At 36.5% G+C, this 24,185-nt stretch carries 24 protein-coding genes and 1 other RNA gene; 13 read left to right on the top strand and 12 right to left on the bottom strand.

Going from position 1 to position 24,185, the window contains the following annotated elements:
* Position 1 precedes the first annotated feature (1 nt).
* Positions 2–1,099 carry an esterase-like activity of phytase family protein gene (locus tag APB85_RS00235; protein ID WP_057480154.1) on the bottom strand — a complete coding sequence of 366 codons (1,098 nt, stop codon included), beginning with the start codon at positions 1,097–1,099 and terminating at the stop codon, positions 2–4.
* 120 nt (positions 1,100–1,219) lie between these two features.
* On the opposite strand from APB85_RS00235, the gene APB85_RS00230 reads away from it, so the two are divergent.
* On the top strand, positions 1,220–1,405 hold the full coding sequence (locus APB85_RS00230) for a CsbD family protein (RefSeq protein WP_057480153.1): 186 nt from the start codon (positions 1,220–1,222) through the stop codon (positions 1,403–1,405).
* A gap of 70 nt (positions 1,406–1,475) precedes the next feature.
* Here APB85_RS00230 and clpB read toward each other — a convergent pair whose 3' ends face one another.
* Entirely contained in the window at positions 1,476–4,082 is a 2,607-nt protein-coding gene (clpB, locus tag APB85_RS00225) for an ATP-dependent chaperone ClpB (RefSeq protein ID WP_057480152.1), read from the bottom strand.
* Positions 4,083–4,265: 183 nt separating this feature from the next.
* On the opposite strand from clpB, the gene ytxJ reads away from it, so the two are divergent.
* Positions 4,266–4,655: a bacillithiol system redox-active protein YtxJ gene (ytxJ, locus tag APB85_RS00220; protein WP_057480151.1), complete on the top strand. Its 390-nt coding sequence runs from the start codon at positions 4,266–4,268 to the stop codon at positions 4,653–4,655.
* Positions 4,656–4,686: 31 nt separating this feature from the next.
* Positions 4,687–4,989 (top strand): hypothetical protein, encoded by a 303-nt coding sequence (locus APB85_RS00215; RefSeq protein ID WP_057480150.1) that lies wholly within the window; start codon positions 4,687–4,689, stop codon positions 4,987–4,989.
* Between the two features lie 91 nt (positions 4,990–5,080).
* Here the strand turns inward: APB85_RS00215 and fahA are convergent, their stop codons facing one another.
* Positions 5,081–6,370 (bottom strand): fumarylacetoacetase, encoded by a 1,290-nt coding sequence (gene fahA, locus APB85_RS00210; RefSeq protein ID WP_057480640.1) that lies wholly within the window; start codon positions 6,368–6,370, stop codon positions 5,081–5,083.
* A gap of 110 nt (positions 6,371–6,480) precedes the next feature.
* Here fahA and APB85_RS00205 point away from each other — a divergent pair, with 110 nt between their 5' ends.
* Positions 6,481–7,755, top strand: a complete 1,275-nt coding sequence (locus APB85_RS00205; protein WP_057480149.1) for a serine hydroxymethyltransferase — start codon at positions 6,481–6,483, stop codon at positions 7,753–7,755.
* Between the two features lie 48 nt (positions 7,756–7,803).
* Here the strand turns inward: APB85_RS00205 and APB85_RS00200 are convergent, their stop codons facing one another.
* The 5 genes from APB85_RS00200 to APB85_RS00180 form a co-directional block, all read right to left on the bottom strand.
* On the bottom strand, positions 7,804–8,166 hold the full coding sequence (locus APB85_RS00200) for a DoxX family protein (protein WP_057480148.1): 363 nt from the start codon (positions 8,164–8,166) through the stop codon (positions 7,804–7,806).
* Positions 8,167–8,400: 234 nt separating this feature from the next.
* Positions 8,401–8,742, bottom strand: a complete 342-nt coding sequence (locus APB85_RS00195; RefSeq protein WP_057480147.1) for a hypothetical protein — start codon at positions 8,740–8,742, stop codon at positions 8,401–8,403.
* Between the two features lie 25 nt (positions 8,743–8,767).
* Positions 8,768–9,211 (bottom strand): hypothetical protein, encoded by a 444-nt coding sequence (locus APB85_RS00190; protein ID WP_103294397.1) that lies wholly within the window; start codon positions 9,209–9,211, stop codon positions 8,768–8,770.
* A 118-nt stretch (positions 9,212–9,329) separates the two neighbouring features.
* On the bottom strand, positions 9,330–9,734 hold the full coding sequence (locus APB85_RS00185; protein WP_057480145.1) for an acyl-CoA thioesterase: 405 nt from the start codon (positions 9,732–9,734) through the stop codon (positions 9,330–9,332).
* Positions 9,734–10,708: a glutaminyl-peptide cyclotransferase gene (locus APB85_RS00180; RefSeq protein WP_317042959.1), complete on the bottom strand. Its 975-nt coding sequence runs from the start codon at positions 10,706–10,708 to the stop codon at positions 9,734–9,736. Before APB85_RS00180 ends, APB85_RS00185 begins: the two co-directional genes overlap by 1 nt.
* A gap of 180 nt (positions 10,709–10,888) precedes the next feature.
* Here APB85_RS00180 and ffs point away from each other — a divergent pair.
* From ffs to fsa, 3 genes are all read left to right on the top strand, one after another.
* Positions 10,889–10,987: signal recognition particle sRNA small type (ffs, locus tag APB85_RS00175), an RNA gene on the top strand.
* Positions 10,988–11,031: 44 nt separating this feature from the next.
* Entirely contained in the window at positions 11,032–11,853 is an 822-nt protein-coding gene (locus APB85_RS00170) for an SDR family oxidoreductase (RefSeq protein WP_057480143.1), read from the top strand.
* A gap of 38 nt (positions 11,854–11,891) precedes the next feature.
* Entirely contained in the window at positions 11,892–12,548 is a 657-nt protein-coding gene (fsa, locus tag APB85_RS00165; RefSeq protein ID WP_057480142.1) for a fructose-6-phosphate aldolase, read from the top strand.
* Between the two features lie 148 nt (positions 12,549–12,696).
* On the opposite strand, the gene APB85_RS00160 is transcribed toward fsa, so the two are convergent.
* Positions 12,697–14,115, bottom strand: coding sequence for a TlpA family protein disulfide reductase (locus APB85_RS00160; protein ID WP_057480141.1), 1,419 nt, complete (start codon positions 14,113–14,115; stop codon positions 12,697–12,699).
* 176 nt (positions 14,116–14,291) lie between these two features.
* Here APB85_RS00160 and APB85_RS00155 point away from each other — a divergent pair, with 176 nt between their 5' ends.
* A complete protein-coding gene (locus APB85_RS00155; protein WP_057480140.1) occupies positions 14,292–15,923 on the top strand; it encodes an ABC-F family ATP-binding cassette domain-containing protein in 1,632 nt (543 codons plus the stop codon).
* Positions 15,924–16,015: 92 nt separating this feature from the next.
* On the opposite strand, the gene APB85_RS00150 is transcribed toward APB85_RS00155, so the two are convergent.
* Entirely contained in the window at positions 16,016–18,373 is a 2,358-nt protein-coding gene (locus APB85_RS00150; protein ID WP_057480139.1) for a TonB-dependent receptor domain-containing protein, read from the bottom strand.
* 493 nt (positions 18,374–18,866) lie between these two features.
* Here APB85_RS00150 and APB85_RS00145 point away from each other — a divergent pair, with 493 nt between their 5' ends.
* Positions 18,867–19,229, top strand: a complete 363-nt coding sequence (locus tag APB85_RS00145) for a CoA-binding protein (RefSeq protein ID WP_057480138.1) — start codon at positions 18,867–18,869, stop codon at positions 19,227–19,229.
* Here APB85_RS00145 and APB85_RS00140 read toward each other — a convergent pair.
* A complete protein-coding gene (locus APB85_RS00140; protein ID WP_057480137.1) occupies positions 19,200–20,645 on the bottom strand; it encodes a sodium:solute symporter in 1,446 nt (481 codons plus the stop codon). The two genes, APB85_RS00145 and APB85_RS00140, sit on opposite strands and share 30 nt — an antisense overlap.
* 183 nt (positions 20,646–20,828) lie before the next feature.
* Between APB85_RS00140 and recR the strand changes: the two genes are divergently transcribed.
* The 4 genes from recR to APB85_RS00120 all read left to right on the top strand — a co-directional run bounded on the left by recR (position 20,829) and on the right by APB85_RS00120 (position 23,578).
* Complete coding sequence (gene recR, locus APB85_RS00135) at positions 20,829–21,446, top strand: recombination mediator RecR (RefSeq protein ID WP_057480136.1); 618 nt, start codon at positions 20,829–20,831, stop codon at positions 21,444–21,446.
* A gap of 38 nt (positions 21,447–21,484) precedes the next feature.
* Complete coding sequence (locus APB85_RS00130) at positions 21,485–21,754, top strand: hypothetical protein (protein ID WP_146035364.1); 270 nt, start codon at positions 21,485–21,487, stop codon at positions 21,752–21,754.
* On the top strand, positions 21,744–22,055 hold the full coding sequence (locus APB85_RS00125) for a type II toxin-antitoxin system RelE/ParE family toxin (protein ID WP_057480134.1): 312 nt from the start codon (positions 21,744–21,746) through the stop codon (positions 22,053–22,055). Before APB85_RS00130 ends, APB85_RS00125 begins: the two co-directional genes overlap by 11 nt.
* Positions 22,056–22,237: 182 nt before the next feature.
* Entirely contained in the window at positions 22,238–23,578 is a 1,341-nt protein-coding gene (locus tag APB85_RS00120) for a dihydrolipoamide acetyltransferase family protein (RefSeq protein WP_057480133.1), read from the top strand.
* 73 nt (positions 23,579–23,651) lie between these two features.
* Here the strand turns inward: APB85_RS00120 and APB85_RS00115 are convergent, their stop codons facing one another.
* On the bottom strand, positions 23,652–24,071 hold the full coding sequence (locus APB85_RS00115) for a BLUF domain-containing protein (protein WP_057480132.1): 420 nt from the start codon (positions 24,069–24,071) through the stop codon (positions 23,652–23,654).
* Positions 24,072–24,185 lie beyond the last annotated feature (114 nt).

Below are 24,185 nucleotides of genomic sequence, written 5' to 3'. Positions count from 1 at the left end.
CTTAATTGATTTCCAGTTCTAAAAGAATAAATTGGGTAATTTGCTCACTAAAGCTACTAAAATTATCGTCTGAAACCAGGATTAAAGATTTTTTCCCGTTAGGTAAATCAGGGCCAAAAGTCATTCCCTCAATATTATCGATAGTCTTTTTGGTTAGAAATTTTTTGACCGACTTAAAATCGAAAACCAGTCTTTTTTCAGCCTTTTGATAATTGTTTTTGCTGAGGTTTTCCATCTCTAAAGTATTGGTCGCTTTTGAAGCATCTACATCAAAGATTTTTACCGTATTCCCGTTAGAGCCGTATCCTGCCGAATAAGCACGTTCTAAAACCAGGAGCCTGTCTTCTGCATATTCAAGAATTTCAGTCACGCCATTCACCGCAAACCAATTAATGGGTAATTTTGATATTCCATCTAATTTATAAGTGAATTGACTTTCAGCCGACTGTGATTCTTTGTTAAATTTGGTAATTCTAATAGGCGAGTTGGTGGGGTATATTTTTGGTTTGGGACCATCTTTTTCTAACGGAAGTTCCATCGCTACCCAATATCCAGATTTATCAAAACTTTCAGCTATTCCTTCAAAAACACCATTATTCCTAGGTTTTTGCTCTCCTGAAGCTTCAAAATATTTCGGGATTTTATAAGCTGAAATAAATTCGCCTTCGGTAGAAATTTGAAAGACCGAAGGATCTTTGCTATTTTGAATAGAACCTTCAGCAGAAACCACCATTGTTCCACTTTCAGCATCAAACCGAATACCTTCTAGATCTGGAGTGTGTTTCTTGTAAAAATCTTCCTCTTTATTCAGCTTAATTACTTCAGTGAGTAGAACAGTATCTATAGAACGATTAATTAGTGGAATTTCGCCCTTATAAATTCTTGGATTAGAAGGCTGGTCGCACACCAAATAGTAATTTCCCTCGTGGTAATCTATACCAGAAAGTCCTCCTACTTTGGTTCCGCCAATTTCAAGGTTTTGCGGAATCACCACATCGTCTAAATATCGTAGCTTTAAATTACTTTCGTCAATCTTTTTGGTGGTGGCGCAACTAATTAATGTGGTAAGTGTAACAAGTAGTAAAAGTAACTTTTTCATGGAAGCATTTTAATTCCCAAAAATAACAAATCCTTAAGAGAATTATGGGAGTTTCTTGAGAGTTTAAGCGGGAGTCATCTTGTATCTTAGATTTGTAATTAACACCTAAAACCAATTATTATGAATGAAGATCAGTTAGAAGGAAAGTGGAAACAAGTTAGAGGCCAGTTTAAGCAAAAATATGGTAATGTAACTGATGATGATACCACTTATTCTGAAGGAAAGTTTGATGAAATGCTAGGTCGTCTACAGGAAAAAACCGGTAGATCTAAAGAAGAATTAAAAAAAGAAATTGATAAGATGTAATTTGCACCTATGAAAAAGAGAAAAGGCTGGGAAATTTTCCCAGCCTTTTTTTTGCTCAAAAATTTAAAATTTACTCTGTCTCTACAGGGTTGGTTTCATTTCTAAATACCAGCTCCTCGTTAAACTCATCTATAAGAATAATACTGTCGGTTTTAATATTTCCGGCGAGAATTTCTTTAGATAGTTTGTTTAAAACTTCCCGCTGAACTACTCTTTTTACCGGTCTTGCACCAAATTGTGGATCAAAACCGCGACTGGCAAGGAAACTAATAGCTTCATCGGTAGCATCAAGAACAATATGCTGTTTTTCAAGCATCTTCTTCACGCCTTTAAGCTGAAGTGAAACAATTTTCCTGATATCTTTTTGTGTTAAAGGACTAAACATAATGATATCGTCTATCCTGTTTATAAATTCAGGTCTCACATTTTGTTTTAGCAAGCCCAGTACTTCTGTTTTTGCAGATTCCATTGCGGTATCCAGGTCTTTCATATTATCATATTTCTCCTGGATTATATGGCTTCCCATATTTGAAGTCATAATGATAATGGTATTTTTAAAATCTGCCAGGCGTCCTTTATTATCGGTTAATCTTCCTTCATCCAAAACTTGCAATAAGATATTGAAAGTATCTGGGTGGGCTTTTTCAATTTCATCCAAAAGTACTACAGAGTATGGTTTTCTACGAACAGCTTCGGTAAGCTGGCCACCTTCATCGTAACCAACATATCCTGGAGGCGCTCCTACCAAACGACTCACCGAATGTCTTTCCTGGTATTCGCTCATATCAATACGCGTCATTGCAGACTCATCATCGAATAAATATTCTGCAAGGGCTTTAGCTAGCTCGGTTTTTCCAACTCCGGTTGTACCCAGAAATAAGAACGAACCAATTGGTCTTTTTTGATCTTGTAAACCGGCGCGACTTCTTCTTACTGCATCACTTACAGCGATAATCGCCTCGTTTTGGCCAACCACGCGTTTATGTAACTCATCTTCAAGTTTCAATAATTTTTCGCGGTCGGTTTGTAGCATTTTGGTTACGGGAATTCCAGTCCATTTAGCTACAACTTCAGCGATATCTTCGTTGGTTACTTCTTCCTGGATCAGGGATTTTTCATTCTGATTTTCGGCTACGGTTTTCTGCAATTCTTCCAGTTTTTCCTGGGCTTCTTTTATTTTTCCATAGCGAATTTCAGCTACTTTCCCATAATCACCTTCACGCTCGGCACGCTCTGCTTCAGCTTTGAAATTTTCAATATCAGATTTTAAGTTCTGAATATTATCTACCACACCTTTTTCATTCTGCCAGCGCGCGTGCAGCTCGTTTCTGTCTTCTTTTAAATTGGCCAATTCGGCCCGAAGCACTTTTAATTTAGCTTCATCTTTTTCACGCTTTATCGCTTCAATTTCAATTTCCAGTTGCATGATACGCCTGTCTAGAACATCCAGTTCTTCGGGCTTAGAGTTGATCTCCATACGCAATTTAGAAGCCGCTTCATCCATTAAATCTATGGCCTTGTCTGGTAGAAAGCGGTTGGTAATATAACGCTGCGATAATTCTACCGCTGCGATAATTGCTTCATCTTTAATTCTAACTTTATGGTGGGTTTCATATTTCTCTTTAATTCCTCGTAAAATTGAAATTGCACTTTCAGTATCAGGTTCATCTACCGTTACTTTTTGAAATCTTCTTTCCAGCGCTTTATCTTTTTCAAAATACTTTTGATATTCATCTAAAGTAGTGGCACCAATAGCACGTAATTCACCACGAGCCAAAGCAGGTTTTAAAATATTCGCTGCATCCATAGCACCCTGGCCACCACCGGCACCTACAAGTGTATGGATTTCATCTATAAACAGTACGATATTTCCATCGCTGGAGGTTACTTCTTTTATTACTGCTTTCAAGCGTTCTTCAAACTCACCTTTATATTTTGCACCGGCAATAAGCGCACCCATATCCAGGTTGTAAATTATTTTATCTTTAAGGTTATCTGGCACATCACCGGCAATAATTCTATGCGCCAAACCTTCGGCAATGGCGGTTTTACCTGTTCCCGGTTCTCCAACCAGCATTGGGTTGTTTTTGGTTCTTCGGGAAAGGATTTGTAGAATTCTACGGATTTCTTCATCCCGGCCAATTACAGGGTCTAACTTTCCCTCTTCGGCCATTCGGTTTAAATTATTGGCGTATTTATCTAAAGAATTATAGGTGTCTTCTGCACTTTGTGAAGTTACGCGATCGCCTTTTCGTAATTCTTCTATCGCTGCTTTTAGCGATTTCTCAGTTGCTCCCTGGTCTTTTAAGATCTGAGCCACTTTACTTGAAGATTTAAAAATGGCCAGAATAAGATGTTCTATAGAAACATACTCATCTTTCATTTTTTTAGCGATAGTGGAAGCTTCGTTGACAGCTTTCCCTGCCTCTCGTGAAAGAACAATATCGCCGCCGCTAACCTTTGGAAAACTTTGTAAGGTTTTATCCAAAATATCGTTGAAAAGGTTAACATTAATATTCAGTTTTTTCAATAAAAACGGAGCTACATTTTCGTCTACAATACTTATTGCTTTAAAAATGTGTTCGTTCTCAATTTGCTGATGCCCCATTTCTTGAGCAAGCTGCTGGGCCTGTTGGATGGCCTCCTGGGATTTTATAGTAAAATTGTTGAAGTTCATAGTTATTGTTTTTGAGAAAAATAAAGCAATTGATATACCATTAAAATATTAAGACAAAATGACCGGTTTTATTCTAAATTTAACGCCAAATTGACACTTAGGTTAAAGTTTCTGAAAATAATTTTGAATTGAGGAGTAGATTAAATTTATTAAGAATTAATTTTATACGAAAGAAAATTAACTATGGGATTACTAGATAAAATATTTAAAGGAGACGGAGATGGGACGAAAGAAAAGTCGTCTTTTCCCTGGACAGATTTAACCGATAAAGACCAAATAACTATAGCCAAAGAAGAATCTAAGGATAAACTTGTTGGTATTTTTAAGCATTCTACAAGTTGTGGAATTAGTAAAATGGTATTGAGGAATTTCGAGAGTCAGTTCGAGGAAAATGAAAATACAAAACTTTACTTTCTGGATTTAAGAAAGCATCGTGAAGTTTCTAACGCAGTTGCTGATGAGTTAAATGTACGTCATGAAAGTCCGCAGTTTATCGTTTTAAATAATGGGGAAGTTGTTCATCATGCTTCACACCAGGATATTGATGCAGCAAAATTAAATGAACTTGGTTAGGTCGATAAAATCCTGTTAAAGTTATTTTTAGATGAAGTTTGATGGATTTGCCTTTGTATCTTTTATGCAGCAAACCAATAAAAAAATTACGATGACGAAGAAGGAAGATATTAAAAAGATGGAGAAGAACTGGGAGTCCTTAAACCAGGAGGCTAAGGAGAGAGAGCAGAAGGAATTTCGTGATCTGAAACAAAAGGAAGCTGATAAAGAGAAGGAATCAAAAGCCAAAAATCCTAAAAGTAAATCTGAAAATTCTGAAAAAGCCAGTGCTCGTGAAGAAAGAGAGTTTATGGATCAGGCCCAGAAAGAAAAGACTAAAAAGGAAAATAAGTAAGACCGTTAGAAAAAATCGGTACTACTTCCTTAAAAATTAAAAACCTCATAGATTCAGTTCTATGAGGTTTTTTAATATTTCAATATACTGTTTACTTTTTCTTTGGTTCGAAAACCGGCAACAATTGGCTGCTTACTTCTCCAAAACCAATTCTACGGCCTTTACTTTCGCAATAGCCGCGCATAATTACCGTATCGTGATCTTCAATGAATTTACGTTCGCTTCCATCTTTAAGTTTAATTGGCTTTTCACCTTTCCAGGATAATTCTAACATAGAACCATAACTATCTGGTGTTTTCCCTGAAATAGTTCCCGAAGCCATCATATCTCCAGAATTCACCGGGCAACCATTTACGGTATGGTGCGCCAGTTGTTGGCTCATATTCCAATACATATGCTTGAAATTAGTTTTTGCCAGCGGTGTTTCTTCAGAATTCTCAGGTTTCAGGGAAACTTCAAGGTTAATATCAAAGCTTTTCTTACCGGTACTTTGTAGATAAGGAAATAATTCTACTTCAGGTTTAGGTCCTTCGGTTCTAAAAGGCTCTAAAGCATCTAAAGTAACAATCCATGGGGAAATTGAAGATGCGAAATTCTTGGCAAGGAATGGTCCTAAAGGTACATATTCCCATACCTGGATATCTCTTGCACTCCAGTCGTTAAACAATACCATTCCAAAGATGTATTCTTCGGCTTCCTCTATTGGTATTGGTTCTCCCAATGGATTAGCATCGGTAGTGATAAACGCCATTTCAACTTCAAAATCTACTCTTTTTGAAGGTCCAAAAACAGGAGTATCAGAATCTTTTGGTTTGGTTTGTCCCTGTGGCCTGTGAACAGGAATTCCACTTGGGATTATAGAAGAACTTCTTCCGTGATAGCCTACAGGAATGTGTAACCAGTTTGGTAATAAAGCGTTGTCTGGATCACGAAACATTGTTCCTACGTTAGTGGCGTGCTCTTTACTAGAGTAAAAATCGGTGTAATCACCAACCTGAACTGGCATTTGCATTTCAATCTCATCTAGCGTAAAAAGCACACGGCTTCTATGCTCTTCGTTATCTCTTAATTTCTCATTATTTGCGTCAAAAATATCGGCGATTCGGTTACGAACCAGGCGCCAGGTCTTTTTTCCGTCAGAAATAAAATCGTTAAGCGTATCCTGTAAAAATATATCATCGGTTAATGGAATTCCTTCAAAATAGCCCAATTGATGCAAAGCACCTAGGTCTATGGCAAAGTCTCCAATACGGGAGCCTATGGTAATTACATCGTCCCGGGTTAGGAATACCCCAAAAGGAATATTCTGAATAGGGAAATCGGTATTTTCCGAAGTTTCCAACCAGGTTTTTCTATTTGGGTCGTTAGCTGTAATAGGCATATAATTTTTTGTTTTTATTAAGAAATCTAATGTTTCCAAATATATTATTTTCCTGTTATTAACCGAATGTATTTCTTACTTTTGAGGAATATTTAACGTAAACTTTTGAGATGCAACGAGACACCGAAATTTTTAATTTAATTGCGGAAGAAAAAGAACGCCAACTAAATGGACTTGAGCTAATTGCCAGCGAAAACTTTGTAAGTGAGCAGGTTTTAGAAGCTGCAGGTTCTGTTCTTACCAATAAATATGCTGAAGGCTACCCGGGCAAACGCTATTATGGCGGTTGTGAAGTGGTAGATAAGGTTGAACAACTGGCCATAGATCGTTTAAAAGAATTATTTAATGCGGAATATGCTAATGTGCAACCACATTCGGGTTCACAGGCAAATACGGCTGTATTTCATACCTGCCTAAATCCGGGAGATAAATTCCTAGGATTTGATCTTTCTCACGGTGGGCATTTAACGCACGGTTCTCCTGTAAATTTCTCCGGAAAACTTTATAATCCTGTTTTTTATGGAGTAGATAAGGAAACCGGACTTATAGATTACGACCAGGTTGCTGAAATAGCAGAAAAAGAAAAGCCTAAAATGATTATCGCCGGAGCATCGGCATATTCAAGAGAAATAGATTATAAAAGATTTAGAGAGATCGCCGATAGTGTGGGGGCAATTTTACTTGCCGATATCGCCCATCCTGCCGGACTAATCGCCAAAGGCTTAATTAGCGATCCAATGCCGCATTGCCACATCGTAACTTCAACTACGCATAAAACCCTTCGTGGGCCTCGTGGTGGAATTATAATGATGGGGAAAGATTTCGAAAATCCATTTGGACAAAAATTGAAAAACGGGAATCTTAAAAAAATGTCTACTTTGCTTAACAGCGGAATTTTCCCTGGAAACCAGGGCGGGCCTTTAGAGCATATTATCGCTGCAAAGGCGGTTGCTTTTGGAGAAGCTTTAACCGATGAGTTTCTGCATTACACCGTACAGGTGAAAAAGAATGCTGCGAAACTTGCCGAAGCTTTTATGGATAAAGGTTATGAAGTAATTTCCGGTGGAACCGATAATCATTGCATGCTTATAGATCTTAGAAATAAAGATGTAAGCGGAAAAGAAGCAGAGGAAGCTCTAAGTAAAGCTGAGATTACCGTAAATAAAAATATGGTGCCTTTTGACGATAAATCGCCATTTGTCACTTCAGGGATTAGAATTGGGACTGCCGCAGTAACAACCCGCGGACTTATAGAAGCTGATATGCCTAAAATTGTAGACTTTATTGAGCGTGTAATCACTAACATAGATAATGAAAGTGAACTGGAAGCGGTTAAAAAAGAAGTAAAAGCTATGATGAAAGGAAAGCCACTTTTTAAAGTGTAAAAAGCATAAAACTTATACTTGTAAAGCCATTCTTAGGAATGGCTTTTTTTATAGCCATAAAATTATCAGGCAAATCACAAGCAGAATTATAGCTGGTAAAGTTTGTTTTAAACTGTCCTTAATTTTTAAATGCATTGCAATAGCACCCAGCATCATTGCGGCCATTCCAATTGCAGCAGGATCTACCAGCATTTCCAGCCAAATGCCTGCCAGCAGCATTAAAGCTAAGCTGACTTTTATAAAACCCACTAGATAAACCAGGTTCTCTGATAATCCATAGGCTTTGAATTCATCTTTCATATTTGCCGCTTCTCCGCCCCGGTAAGTAGTTTTCTTATTGAATCGTAATAGCCAAACATTAAGTATTCCCAGGCCAACAATTAGCTGAAGTATAATTTTAAAAGTTTCCATAGTTTAAGTTTTAACTAAAGATATAAATGTTTATTGTTTAATTAAAAACATTAAACAAAATATTATGTTTGTTTCTTAAACTTTTGGTAAGTAAACTGCCTTTCAGCAAATACACGGGTCATTAAATAGAAGTTTTAGATTTCGAAGCAGGTCTCGAAGTATTTAAATCGTCATTATGGAATAATGATAAGGTTGCAATTGGAAAATTTTTTGAAAATTTTCCTAAACTTCCAATTATCTTAATTTTAGATATTTCCGAAAAGGTTCACTGAAGTTATCGTCTGGGAATAAATCGTGTTTTGCTCTTTTATTTTCTAAGGATAAAATATGTTTTTGAATATCTTTTCCAAAAAGAAATTCCGCTTCCTCTGCTACTGGAGTCAGATCAACGATATCAAATTCTGAATTATTTTTGTTATACGTAGAAGTCCAAGCATTCGAAATTTTTTTATAAAATTCAAATCTTAATTTAAATAAATCATCTTTTCTTTTTCTTCTAAAATGAATTATTGAAATGAATAATGAAAAGCAAGAAATTATAAAAGCTAAAATTGAAAATGTTAATTCCCAGTACATGATATTTATATTTTAACTGTAGAGGTTACTTTCCAAAGAGTTTTTTTACTTTCTTTTCAGTAAGAGCTGCCGACCTGCCATAAACATTAGCATTCTTTGATGGTGCGTGCCTAATAATTAAGTTTGTTATGCCTAGAGCTCTCTTAAAATCTAACCAAATAAAACTCTCTTTTAATTCAATCATAATAGAGTCAGATGGAGGGTTTTCCCATTTTTTTACTATTAATTCATATAGCTCATTAAACGATTCTTCATTCATTTGGAAACTTTTATACTCAACTATCTGGTCATAATTCATATCCTTATACATAATTGTAAAAAATTCACCTTGTTTATAACTTTCAAAGAAGGTTCCAAACATGTTTTTTACTTTTCCAATATTTTCCTCTTCGGGCATATCAACGACCTTAAGTTGACTAAAAGAAGATAACGTAATCATCAAAAAAAGGGAGGTAAATATTAATTTCATACTATAATTTTATTATTTAAAAGGTTGAATTTTGAACTATTGAAGTTAGATATAAAAATTCATTTAAAATTACGGAAATCCTCATTTATATAATTTTCAAATGTATTGGGGGTAAATACTATTGCTGAAAAACCTTTTTTAATTCTTCTGAAATCTTTGCAGGTTTCTTCTTTTCCTGGTCCATAAGCGCCCAGGTGGTTTTTGCTTCAACCAATACTTTCCCGCTATCTGCATTTTTTATAATGACGTGCCGAACAGATTTTACGTGAGAAGTTTCACCCACATAGGTTTGCAGTAATATTTTATCTCCTAAAAAAGCCTGTTGTTTATAGCTAATTTCATGTTTTACCACGATCCAGAAAAATTTATCATTCTGCTCTTTAGTAGCACGGGCCTCCCAGTGAGCTCTGGCCACGTCCTGAACCCATTGCACATACTGAACGTTATTTACGTGGTTTTGCTCGTCTAAATGTTTTTTCTCAACTAAAAAACTCTGTTCAAATATTTCTGGAGTGGTAGCCATTATTTTTCTATTATTTCAACTTCAAAAATCGTATCCCAGTTTTTTCCGGTCACGTAGAGTTTTTGGGTGTTTGGATTGTAGGCGATGCCGTTTAAAACATGATTTTGAGGATCAAGGCTTTGAAGGTTTGATAGTTGTTCACGTAGCCCTCTAAAATCTATTACTCCTTCTATCGCTCCATTTTCTGGATTGATAATAGTAACGCTGGGAAATTGGTAAGTGTTGGCGTAGATCTTCCCATCAACCCATTCCAACTCATTGAATTTCGAATAAATTTTAGTGTTTGTAGCGACTTGTATAAAATCTTTTTCAGCAAGCGTTTTTGCATCTAAGATCCAGATTTTTTCGGTGCCATCACTTTTATAAAGCTTTTCGCCATCATTACATAGGCCCCAACCTTCTTTACTTTGGTTATAACCAAAAGTACCGGTTTGCTCAAAAGTGTCCAGGTTATAGATCAAACCTTCTTTTTCGCGCCAGGTAAGCAGGTAAAGTTTGTTGTTAAGAATGGTAAGTCCTTCCCCAAAATAAGTATCATCCAGGTTGATCTTATTTAAAACTTCGCCGGTTTCTAAATTAAGCTTTCTCAAGGAAGAATTTCCGTATTGCCCGGTGCTTTCATATAAAGTGTCTTTGTAAAATTCTAAACCTTGAGTATACGCCTCGCTATCGTGGGGATACTCTTTAACTACTATATAGGTATAAGCTTTGGGCGCTTTATTGTTGTAAATTTTTAGTTCGTCACTAATAGTATCGGTTTCACCTTCAGAAAAAACGATGGCTTCCAATTTTTGACGTCCTAATTTTGTGTTTTCTAAAGAAACTGAAAATGAAGTTTTAGCGGTTAGGGTTTTTAAATATTTCTGTTGAAAAAATAAGCGAATAGAATCTATTTGGCGGTCTTTTAGGTTTTCGATCGAGCCTTGAATCGTCTCGCCAAGCTGAAATTCAGTCTTATTTTCGTCAGTTTTCAACCTAAAATAAGAAGTTTTTTTATCAGAATTACTTCCGCAGGAAAAAATAATTAGGCCTAATAATAACAGGCACAGGAACTTAAATTTATTCATTGATTCTTTGCATTAAATACCTTGCTAAAATACTTAATTCACTTCAAAAAATACTTGCGCAAAGTAGGAAAGATTGTATATTTGCAGCGGCAAGTCCCACACAACCAGCTCCTGCTGAATCCCCCAGGGCGGGAACGCAGCAAGGGTAGGCGGTCGTAGCGGTGTGATGTGGGGTGCTTGCCATTTTTTGTTTCTAAAAGGTTCTAAATTTTATCGCATCTTTGCAGCCTATGAAAACAAATGCATCTCCTCAAAAAGTAGTGCTTATAACCGGAGCTTCTTCCGGAATTGGAAAATCTATAGGCGAATATCTATCTAAACATAATTTTAAAGTTTACGGTACCAGCCGAAATCCTGCAAAAATATCTCATCCACCTTTTGCTATGGTTGCTTTAGATGTAACCAAAAAAGAAACTATTGCTGCTGCAATTAAACAAATAATTGCTGAAGAAGGTAAGCTTGATGTGCTTATTAATAACGCGGGAGTAGGTATCACCGGGCCTATTGAGGAAACTCCAGATGAAGAAATCGCAAAAGCTTTTGAAACCAATTATTTTGGACCTATAAAAGTGATAAAAGCGGTCTTGCCTGAAATGAGAAAACAAAACAGCGGACTTATCATAAATATTACTTCTATCGCCGGTTATATGGGCTTGCCTTACCGCGGAATTTATTCGGCTTCAAAAGGAGCTTTGGAACTCACTACCGAGGCTTTTAGAATGGAATTAAAAGATTTTAATATAAAAATGACTAACGTGGCTCCGGGTGATTTTGCTACCAATATTGCAGCCGGACGTTATCACGCACCGGTGTTGGAAGATTCTCCTTACAAAGAACCTTATGGAAATACCCTGAAATTGATGAATGAAGATGTAGATGCAGGGAAAGATCCATTTGTTATGGCTAAAGCGGTACATAAAATTATTCAGGAAAAAGATCCTCGTGGGCATTATAAAGTAGGAGAGGCGCTTCAAAAATTTTCAGTGGGTTTAAAGCGAATTCTGCCTGATAAAGTCTATGAAAAAATGCTGCTTAAGCATTATAAATTATAAATTTGCGAACACAACATAATAACAAACAACTATAGATTATGAAATTTTTTATTGATACCGCTAATCTTGATCAAATAAGAGAGGCTCAGGAGCTTGGGGTTTTAGATGGTGTTACTACCAACCCGTCTCTTATGGCGAAAGAAGGAATTACCGGGAAAGATAATATTTACAAGCATTATAAAGCGATTTGTGATATTGTAGATGGAGATGTTAGCGCTGAGGTGATCGCAACCGATTTTGATGGGATTGTTAGAGAAGGTGAGGAGCTGGCAGAATTGCACGAGCAAATTATTGTAAAAGTTCCTATGATTAAAGAAGGAATTAAAGCGATAAAATATTTTAGTGATAATGGGATTAAAACCAACTGTACACTAGTGTTTTCTGCAGGGCAGGCTTTGTTGGCTGCTAAAGCGGGAGCTACTTACGTTTCGCCTTTTATTGGTCGTTTAGATGATATTTCTACCGACGGTCTTAACCTTATTGCTGAAATTAGACTGATTTACGATAACTACGGTTTTGAAACCGAAATCCTTGCAGCTTCTGTACGTCACACCATGCACGTATTAGAATGTGCGAAATTAGGTGCAGATGTAATGACCGGGCCACTTTCATCTATTGAAGGTCTTCTAAAACATCCACTTACAGATATTGGTTTGGAGAAATTCCTTGCCGATTATAAGAAGGGAAATCAATAAGATTTTCTGTTTAAGATTTTCCGGAAAGGCTATTTGAAGAGTACTGATTATTTCGCGTCAACCTGAGTTTATTTCAGCTTCTAACATCTTAGATCCTGAAAAAAGTTGAGGATGACAAGAAATTTAAAGAACCCTTTAAATAGCCTTTTTATTCATTCAAAAACTCCAGGATCTGCCTTTCAAAATTAGGTGTGTTGAGCTGGGCTTTCCCGTTAATTATGGTACCATTTGTATCCAGGAAAATAAGTTTATTGAGGTAGTTTTTGAGTAAATTGATATTAATATCTGGGGAGTTTAATTTATATTCCCTGTTTTTATTCATATTATAGGCTTGCACAGTATTCCTCCAGGCCTGTTTAGAACCTTCATCAATGTTTATTCCTACAAACTCCAGTTCTGGGTATTTCTCTCTTAGATTGGCAATAATTGAATGCTGCCATTTATAATGTTCGGGTGCTTGTAAAGACCAGTGATACGTAACAATTTTTTTGTTTGAAATATCTTCTAAGCGAACTATTTCGTCTTCAAAGGAGACTAGAGGTAGATTACCGATATTATTTCCGGGTAGCAGCCTCTTTTGAATAGTAGCCATTTGTTTTAGATGAGGAAGGTTCTCTCCCTTATAATTAATACGGTCAAGAATGCCTAAAATACTATCGATCTTTTCAGCATTATTGGAGAAAACAAGACCTTGAATTGCCAGCCGGTTTATAAAAATATTCTTGATCTCATTTTGCTCAATCAAAGAATCGGCAAGATTAATTCGGTATTGGATATTTTCTACAGAGTGAAGTTCAAAACAATTAGAATTAGTATCAAGCTCATCCAGGCAGCGTTCAATAGAGAGGGTTCTTAGATGGTCTTCAATGAAATTTAGATATCCATAATATTCTTTTAATTGGGTATCGTTAAAGTTCAGGTCTTTTCTGTAACTATTAAAATCGTCCGGAATTTGCTGGGCCAGTTCGTTGTAGTATTTTTTTACTAAAAAAGTATAGCGTTCTCTAAGGTGGTAGAAATCGTAGTCTATACTATTATTGGCAAGTTCCAGGAACGATTCAGAAAACTTCTCTTTCTCGTTTAAAGCCTTTAATTTATTTTTTCGTGATTTTTTTATGGAATCGGTAATCTCGGCAAATTCGGTAGGATTAATTTTATAATAGGAAAGCATCATATTATTGTTCCTTTCATTATTAAGAAACATATCGAGTAAAAAACTACTCTTTGCCGCTCCCGTACCACTAAAATTAAGCGACTCGTCAAATTGCATGGTATTTAACCATACTAAAACACTATCTCCAGGTTCCAAATACATGATCTGGTTTTCAGGTGGATGTTTAAAACTATAAATTCCGGGTTCTATATCTTCCAGCTTTTTCCCAAACTGGTTGTTTTGATCTAAAAAAAGTGTATCAATGGTTTTATTGTCTTTAGAAAGTACAAAATAGGGATTGTAGGGGTTCATGATTTGACCTCCAATAAAAGTTCCTTTCTGGTCTTTTTTAGAGTCTTTGCAACCGGTAAAAAGTATAACTCCGATAAGAAAAAAAAGTAGATAATATTTCATGTAAATCTTAAGAACTAAGGGCCTGGAATGCTGTTAAATATTGCAGTAGGAGCAAATATAGCCAGAGCCCTATATCCGGGATGTTAACCGGGAGTTAAAAGAATAATAAAAACGTTAATCTTTAGATAAGTCTTGAAGTTTGGTTATTTTTGCAAAAATTTACAAATTCTATTTTTATGCTTTCAGTATCAAATCTTTCGGTTCAATTTGGCAAGCGGGTCTTGTTCGATGAAGTGAACACCACTTTCACCCAGGGCAACTGCTACGGAATTATTGGAGCCAATGGCGCCGGAAAATCCACATTTTTAAACATCCTCTCCGGGAAATCTGAGCCTACTTCTGGTCACGTAAGTCTGGAGCCGGGTAAACGAATGTCTGTACTGGAGCAAAATCACAACTTGTATGACGATACCCCGGTATTAGAAACAGTAATTATGGGTAACCAGCCTCTTGCGAAGATCAAAAAGGAAATGGATGAGATCTATATGAAAGAAGATTTCAGCGATGCCGATGGGGAAAGAGTAGGGGTTTTACAGGTAGAATTTGAAGAAATGAACGGCTGGAATGCCGAGAGTGATGCCGCTTCTTTATTGTCTAATTTGGGAATAAAAGAACAATATCACGCAACTTTAATGAAGGACCTTGATGGTACTCAAAAAGTAAGGGTGCTATTGGCCCAGGCGCTTTTCGGAAATCCAGATGTACTAATTATGGATGAGCCTACCAACGATTTGGATTACGAAACCATCTCCTGGTTAGAGCATTTCCTTGCTAATTACGATAACACGGTAATCGTTGTTTCGCACGACCGTCACTTCCTGGATGCTGTTTGTACCCATATTTCAGATATTGACTTCGGAAAAATAAATCATTTTAGTGGTAATTATACCTTCTGGTATGAGTCTTCTCAACTTGCCGCAAGACAGCGTGCTCAGCAGAATAAAAAATCTGAAGAAAAGAAGAAAGAATTGCAGGAGTTTATACAGCGTTTTAGTGCGAACGTAGCTAAATCTAAACAGGCTACTTCCCGTAAAAAAATGATCGATAAACTTAATATTGAAGATATAAAGCCTTCCAGTAGGAGGTATCCTGCAATTATTTTTGAACGCGAACGGGAAGCCGGAGACCAGATCTTAAATGTAGAGAAACTGGAAGCATCTATAGAAGGCGAAACGCTTTTTAAAAATGTAAATATCAACCTTGCTAAAGGCGATAAAGTTGTAATTTACTCTAGAGATTCCAGGGCTACCACCGCTTTTTATGAAATTATAAACGGAAACCAGGAACCTGTATCCGGTAAATATTCCTGGGGAGTAACCACTTCCCAATCTTATCTTCCGTTAGATAACTCAGAGTTTTTTGAAAACGATCTTACTTTGGTAGACTGGCTTAGACAATGGGCTAAAACCGATGAGGAAAGAGAAGAAGTTTATATACGCGGATTTTTAGGTAAAATGTTATTTAGTGGGGAAGAAGCACTAAAAACTTGTAAAGTTCTTTCGGGAGGTGAAAAAGTGCGTTGTATGTTAAGCCGAATGATGATGATGAGGGCTAACGTTGTAATGTTAGATGAACCTACAAACCACCTTGACCTTGAATCTATTACTGCTTTTAATAATTCGCTAAAGAATTTTAAGGGAACGGTAATGTTTACTACGCACGATCACGAATTTGCTCAAACAGTTGCCAACCGTGTAATAGAACTTACACCAGGTGGAGCTATAGATCGTTATGCTACTTTTGATGAATATATGAGTGATAAAAAGATCAAAGAGCAACGTGATAAAATGTATGCTGTAGAGGCTTAGAACAACCTATATTATAAAGATAAAAAACCCGGTATCATCTACCGGGTTTTTTTAGCTAATTAAACTAAACTACAAACTATCTAAATTCTTTTTTAGAACATTCCGCCGCCATCGGCTTCGTTATCGTCTCTTTGTTTTCTCTTTAGAGCTCTGTTTTTTCCGCCACCAAATCTATATGAAAAGCCTACATATACATTTTGGGTTTCTCCTTTAAACCTTCCTTCCTGAGGTAAAGGTCTTCCATTGGTAAAGCTGAATTCCTGGGTGTCAAAAACATCATTAAAATTAAGACTAAGCGTAGCTTTACCTTCCAGGAAAGAATATCGGCCTCCTAAATTCATAAAATACATTGGATCCATATCCATTTGCAGATTTTTGGCTTCGCTTCTATAGAATCCGAATAATTGAAAAGTCAATTTATCGGTGGCTTTAAAACTATGGTTGGTTCTAAAGGTCCAGGCAGTATTATCGGTTTCTAAATACTCGGTGCCAACCACGCCCTTTAATTTCTGGCTGTATAAGTCTAAATTTGTATTGGTGCTCCACCAGTCGGTGAATTTATAATTGGCTCCAAGTTCCAGGCCATAAGCATTATTATCTTCAAAATTGTCAAATTGTAAAAGAAGCGAACCTTCTTCGGTGGGATCTTCTACAAAAACCTGGCTTATTTCATCATTAATATTTCTAAAGAATACTCCGGCAGTTAAACTTCCTTTTTTGTTAAATTTTCGGGTGTAATTAAACTCCAGGGAATTGGTGAATTGCGGATCTAATTCAGGATTTCCCGATACGGTTAATCTTGGCGTACTAATCTCTCGAATAGGACTAACCTGCCCAAAACCTGGACGATCTACTCTTCGGCTATAGCTTAATTGATAAGAATTTGTTTCACTTGGAGTATAATTCAAGAATCCGCTGGGATAAATATTGAAGTAATCATCACTAAAAACATTTTCGCCATTGTAGATTGCATCTACGCTAAAATTCTCCAACCTGGCACCAAGCTGATAAGACCATTTTTCGAAATTTTGCCCGTAAGTAGTGTAAAAGGAATAAATATCTCTTTTATATTGATAAGTAGCTGCGTCAAGAAAAGTACTGGTAGTGGTGTAATCGTTATCGGTGTCTAAAAGTCTCGCTTCGGCTCCAACTTCCAGTTTGCTATTTTCTGAAAGAGGATTTTCGTAATCTACGTTTGCAATAATATTTTCTCTTGTCTCTTTTACATGATCACGGTAATCGGTGAAACCATTAGTATCTCCTTCAAAGTTAAAGACTGAATTCTCATCTTCATCAAAAGTATTATAATCTAGTTCCAATAGAATTTTATGCCCTTCTTTTTCAAATTTTCGGTCGTATGCAAAATTATAAGTGCTATTAATATTGTCGAAATTGGCATCAAGGTTTTGCGTTAAATTCAATTCGGGATTTGTGGGATAAATTATCCTAAGTGCCCCCAGAGGTCCGCCATCATAATGGTTCTGGTTTGTGTAAAACGAAAACGTATTTTTGTCGTTCAGGTAAAAATCTACCCCAAGCTTGTATAAATAAGATTCTCTGCTATTGGTGATATCGAAAGCCTGGCGGTAATTATCTTCGGTAAAATTGATTCGCCCAAGATTATTGCGATCTCCAAACTGGGTGCCGAAATTTCCGTAGAAATTCAATTTTCCTTTTCTATAATTCATATCCAGCGAAGCGTTATAGCGAGTGTTTTCACCAATGGTTACGCCCGTGTCAATATTCCCGTTAAAACCATCCTTGGCATTTTTATGTAATACAATATTAATGATCCCGCTCATTCCTTCAGGATTATATTTAGCTGAAGGATTGGTGATCAATTCAATAGTTTTTATAGAAGTTGATGGGATTTGTTTTAGGAGTTGCGCCGGATCCATATTGGTTGGCTTACCGTCTATAAGAATACGTACGTTAGAATTTCCGCGAAGTGCAATATTACCGTTCTGGTCTACATTCACCGAAGGCACATTATTCATTATTTCTGAAGCACTGGCGCCCGTAGTAGTAAGATCTTTTCCAACATTTATTACTTTGCGGTCAATTCTTTGTTCTATGGTAGTACGTTCTGCAACTACCGTAACACCCTCCAACATTGCTACATCTGGTTCTAACTCGATATTACCAAAGTTGTATGTTTTGTTGTCTTTGGTGATTTCAATTTCTTTAGAAAAAGGTTTATAGCCCATAAATTGGACTTTAAACATATAAGTGCCATTAGGGATTTTATCTATACTGAAAGAACCATCGGCTGCTGAAGTGTTTCCTGAAACCAGGTTGCCTTCCATATCGGTAATACTAATGGTGGCGTAGGGAATAGGTTCTTCCAGGTCGCCATCCAATACAGAACCCGAAATTTTGCCCACGGGTTCATTGGCCATTGCAGTATAACTGCTTATACATAATGCTAAAATTAAAAATAACTGTTTCATTTTTTGATTGATTTTGATGATTAGTGTGTTTAAAATAATTCCTTGTAATACATATTACTTAAATGTATTTCTTGATAAATTCATAGTTGTGATGAATAGAATTTACCGGTTCTGATCGATGAATGGCCCCGTTAATTTGTTATACCAAATACTTTGTATAACATAATAGAAAAACATCAGTTTTTGCAATTTTTGATCTTTCTCCTACTATAAAGACGAGCAGAAAAATGAAATGTTACAGTATTTTCAAAAGAATTTTAAAAAAGCCATCTGAGAGTTTTAAAAAATGGTCCTCCTGTCAGGATCCAAGCTGCTATTAATTAAAACAACTTAGAAGTTGATACTAGTTTAGCTGAACCACAACTCCCAGACGGCATAAAGATAAGTTGCCGGTTTACTAACCATCACATCTATATTCCAGCAAGCATATCTATACCAAAGACTCTGCTAAAGTATATTTGTTACACTTGGGCCTAAGCCTTAGCTTTGTAATATGGAGAAGAAAACATTAGTTCTTGGAGCCTCATTAAATTCGGCGAGATATTCAAATATTGCCATTAAGAGATTGGTTAGGTACAATCAACCTACAGTGGCTATTGGATTGCGTAAAGGAGAAGTGGAAGGAGTTAAAATTGAAACCGAGAAAATTCCGTTTCAGGACATAGATACCGTAACACTTTATCTTGGCCCGCCGCGGCAGGAAGAATACTACGATTATATTGTTTCTTTAAATCCACAGCGGGTAATCTTTAATCCTGGAACCGAAAACCAGGAATTTTACGAAATACTTAGAAAAAATAATATTGAAATTGAAGTAGCCTGTACTTTAATTATGCTTGGAACGAATCAATATTAATCCCAACAGGGTTAGGAAACCATTTAGAATTAAAATAAAGAAGCCGAATTCAAAGCCAAACCACACCAGGCTGTTTATGCTAATTATATAAGATAAGATTGGTGCTAAAATTGCTACTACTGGTACAAGCTTATCTTTCACCTTAATGTTGGTAAACAAACCAAGCGTATAGAGCCCCAGCAAAGGCCCGTAGGTATAACCGGCAAATTCAAATAGTTTATTGATCACACTTTTATCGGCTATCGCATATTTGAAAATCAGCATTACTGCAATAAATAAGATTGAAATCGTAATGTGAATTTGCTTTCTAATTTTCATTTGTTTTGCTTCTTCATAGCGTTTTTCGATATTTAGGATATCAATACTAAAAGAAGTAGTAAGGGCGGTTAAAGTACCATCGGCACTGGAATACGCTGCAGCGATAAGTCCCAGAATAAAAAGAATAGCTACACCAATTCCCAGTTCACCACCGGTTGCTATAGCAGGGAAAAGTTCATCTTTAATGGCATCTATTCCGCTTAGATCGGCGTATTGAGTAAGTAGCACGCCCAGAATAAGAAACATCATATTTACCACGGTAAGTACAATGGTAAAAGAGAACATATTCTTTTGAGCTTCTTTGAGGTTTCGGCAGGTTAGGTTTTTCTGCATCATATCCTGGTCGAGCCCCGTCATTACTATTGCAATAAAAGCACCGCTCAAAAATTGTTTTATAAAGTGATCACTGCTTTTCCAATCTTCAAAAAAGAAGATTTTTGTAAGTCCGCTTTCTGAAAGATGATTGATCATACCACCCGCTGTAATACCCAATTCATCTGAAACTACGATTAAAGTTACTCCAAGCGACAACAACATAAAAAATGTTTGCAGGGTATCTGTCCAGACCACGGTTTTAATTCCGCTTCTAAAAGTGTATAACCAAATAAGGAATATAGTTGCCGAAACGGTAACATAATATGGAACTCCCAGGTCATCAAAAAGAATAAGCTGCAGCACATTTGCGACTAAAAATAACCTAAAACTAGAACCTACAATCCTGGAAAGCAAGAAAAATGAAGCTCCGGTTTTATAGGAATATTTACCGAAGCGGGATTCCAGGTAAGAATAAATAGAAGTAAGGTTTAACCTGTAATAGAGTGGCAACAGAATAAGCCCTATCACTGCATAACCCACAGTGTAACCCAATACTACCTGAAAATAACTAAAACTATCTGTAGCTACCGTACCAGGCAACGAAATAAAAGTAACCCCGCTAAGCGAAGCGCCAATCATCCCAAAAGCCACAATATACCAGGGTGACTCCCGGTTAGCACGAAAAAATTCGGCATTACTACCCGCTCTGCTGGAAAAAAAAGAAACCAAAAATAAAAGTCCGAAATAGGCGGCGATTAAAATTAAAATCTGGTAGGGCTGCATAGCGATGATTTTGTGAAGTGGCGAATTTACAAATTAAGCTGAAACTTTTACCCCTTCCTTAAAATGAACCATCGAGAACCTTTAGGCAAGCTCATAAGATGTGGATTTGAAAATTATCATTTCAATCCCGGCAGGCAACTCATTTAAATCTCAATTATCGAGTAAAAATCATAAATTAGCAGTATGGATTTTTCTTCAAAATTATTGGAACAGGCCGTAGATGAAATGTCTCAACTTCCCGGCATTGGTAAGCGTACCGCTTTAAGGCTGGTATTGCATATGCTAAAACAACCCGAATCGCAGACCAAACAACTGGCTGATGCACTTACTAAACTAAGAACCGAAATAAAACTTTGTAAAAACTGCTACAATATTAGCGATACAGATTTGTGCGCAATTTGCGCTAATCCTTCCAGAAATTCAGAAATTGTTTGCGTGGTAGAGGATATTCGCGATGTAATGGCCATTGAAAATACCGATCAATACCGGGGGCATTATCACGTTCTTGGTGGTAAAATAAGTCCTATGGATGGTATTGGTCCTTCACAACTCAGTATAAAACCTTTAATAGAAAAGGTGCAGGCAGGCAAAGTAGAGGAGATTATTTTTGCCCTAAGCAGCACGTTGGAAGGCGATACCACCAATTTTTATATTTACAGGCAATTGCAAGGTACCGGTATTAAAACTTCAACAATAGCAAGAGGAATTTCGGTAGGAGATGAACTGGAATATGCCGATGAGGTGACTCTGGGAAGAAGTATTACCAACAGGGTTCCTTTTGAAAATTCTGCCAAAAATTGATATCTTTAAGTGAGCTTCGCGCTAAAAAAAATAAACAGATGGAAATTTCAGCATTTAAAAAAGCGATTATTGAAAAATTAGAGGGACTTAATGAAGCTCAATTAATTGAAGTTCAGGAGTTAATTGAAAATTTTCATCAACAAGAGAATATTGAGGAACCGCAAACCGATTATCACCTTGAGGAGTGGGATTTAATGCCTGATTGGCAAAAAAAAAGAATTGAAAATGCTGAAAAAAGTTTAGGTAGAGCAGCAGGAGTTCCTCATAAAGAAGTTGCAAGAAAAGTAAAAGATAAATATGGCTTCTAAAAGGGAAGTTATTTGGGCTCCTTCAGCCATAAGGGAGTTAGACAATATTCTTGATTATCTTGAAAATAATTGGAGCAAGACAGTTAGTGAAAATTTCTTTAATACCTTAGACCACTCGGTAGAGCTAATTAAGATAAATCCTTATCAGTTTCCTGCACTCTCAAAAGAAAAGAGATTTTATAAATGTGTGGTAACAAAGCATAGTTCTATTTTTTATAGTGTTCCAAATGAAACTCTTATTAGAATTCTACATGTTTTTGATACACGACAGGATCCTCGAAAACTTCCACTCAATCAATAATATTTCTACTGAAAAATTTAGTTTCAGCTTATGAAATTGTAATTTTACCCAAAAGCGGATTTCATTTCTACGAGAGAAAATATATAATGAGAATTTAATTTATTGATTTTTTAATACTTTTAAACTTGGATTTTCATTAAATTCGCAAACATAAACCTTAAAATAAGCTTTCAATTATAGATATGGCAAAGTTTGAACTTAAGCTACCAAAAATGGGCGAAAGTGTCGCCGAAGCAACGATTACCAACTGGCTAAAAGAAGTTGGAGATACCATTGAAGCCGACGAGCCGGTATTGGAAATCGCTACAGATAAAGTAGATAGTGAAGTCCCCAGCGAAGTAGAAGGAAAATTGGTAGAAAAACTTTTTGAAGCCGATGATGTAGTGCAGGTTGGCCAAACCATAGCTATTATTGAAACCGAAGGTGAAATTCCTGCCGGTAGCGATGATGATGAACTAGACCTTGATCTTGACGATGAAGGTGAAGAAGAGGAATATGCTGAGGAAGTAGCCGAAAGTGTAGAGGCTGCAAAAGAAACTGCAGGAAGTAAAGATTTTTCTGATGCTTCTAGGTTTTATTCTCCACTGGTAAAGAATATAGCAAAAGAAGAAGGAATAGACCTTGACGAGTTAGAAGAAGTAGAAGGTACCGGTAAAGATAACCGCGTGACTAAAGACGATATTTTAGCTTACGTTGAAAACCGTGAGAAAGGAACTTCAACTAAGCAAAAGCCAAAGGCAAAACAAGCACCTTCTGCAGATACCGGCAAAATGGCCGGCGCCAAAGCCGACTCTGAAAAAGTAGTCCCTTCAGGAGAAGATGAGATTATAGAAATGAGCCGAATGGGTAAAATGATCGCACACCACATGGTAGATAGCGCTCAAACTTCAGCTCACGTTCAATCTTTTATTGAGGTAGATGTTACTAACATCTGGAATTGGAGAAACAAACACAAAAACGATTTTCAGAAAAAAGAAGGAGAAAAACTTACGTTTACTCCAATTTTTATGGAAGCCGTGGCAAAAGCAATTCGTGATTTCCCATTGATCAATATTTCGGTAGATGGCGATAAGATCATTAAGAAGAAAAATATAAACCTTGGGATGGCGGCAGCTCTTCCAGATGGAAATTTAATAGTACCGGTAATTAGAAATGCCGATCAGCTTAACCTTGTTGGTCTTGCTAAAAAGGTAAATGATCTTGCTAATCGTGCCCGCCAGAATAAATTAAAGCCAGACGATATTCAGGGTGGAACTTACACCGTAACCAACGTGGGAACTTTTGGAAGTATTATGGGAACTCCTATAATTAACCAGCCGCAAGTTGCAATTCTTGCCCTTGGAGCCATTAGAAAAGTACCCGCGGTAATAGAAACTCCAGATGGCGATTTTATTGGAATTCGTTACAAGATGTTCCTTTCGCACAGTTACGATCACAGGGTCGTAAATGGAGCGCTTGGTGGCCAATTTGTACAACGTGTAGCGCAATATCTTGAAGGATTTGACAAAGATCGAGAAATATAAATACAAATAATATTCAAAAAAAACCGGCTTATTTTAGCCGGTTTTTTCTTTTTAAAGCTTTTTGGTATTGTAGTCAAAGATTCTTTACGTAATTATTTAATAGGTTTAAAGCAGGATGCTCATCCGGGCTTTGATAATTATCAAAGAGTTGCGCAGTTTCCAAATCTTTGTAACCAAGAATTTCAAAAGCTTCATTTTTGTGTAGCCTTTTAAAGGCCATAGACCAGTCAGAAAAAGCTCTTTCTTTATTGAAGCCAGAATCCAGTTCGGTTATGTTTTGGTGGCGTTTGTCTTTGGCTATTTTACTATACAGCCAATCAACATTTTCTTCTTCTCCTTCAATATATTGAATAAAAGTTCCATGAAAATAGATTAGCATTCCGGTTATTGCACTCGCAGTGTTGTTATTTCGCGCTTCTTCAAGCAATTCTTTTAAAGCCCTATCAGTGATTATGTGACTTTGCCTGCTTACGTACGCAATATATTTAAGCATCCTGGTTATTTTAATAAATTCAAAGGTAAAAAATGTAATTTATTTTTGTTCACAAGAGCTCAAATTGCAAGTTTCTGGAAAAGCAAAGCTCATAAATTATAGTATCTTTATCCC

This window comes from Salegentibacter mishustinae (assembly GCF_002900095.1).
Taxonomy (GTDB): Bacteria; Bacteroidota; Bacteroidia; order Flavobacteriales; family Flavobacteriaceae; genus Salegentibacter; species Salegentibacter mishustinae.
This window is presented reverse-complemented; position numbering and strand designations above follow the sequence as displayed.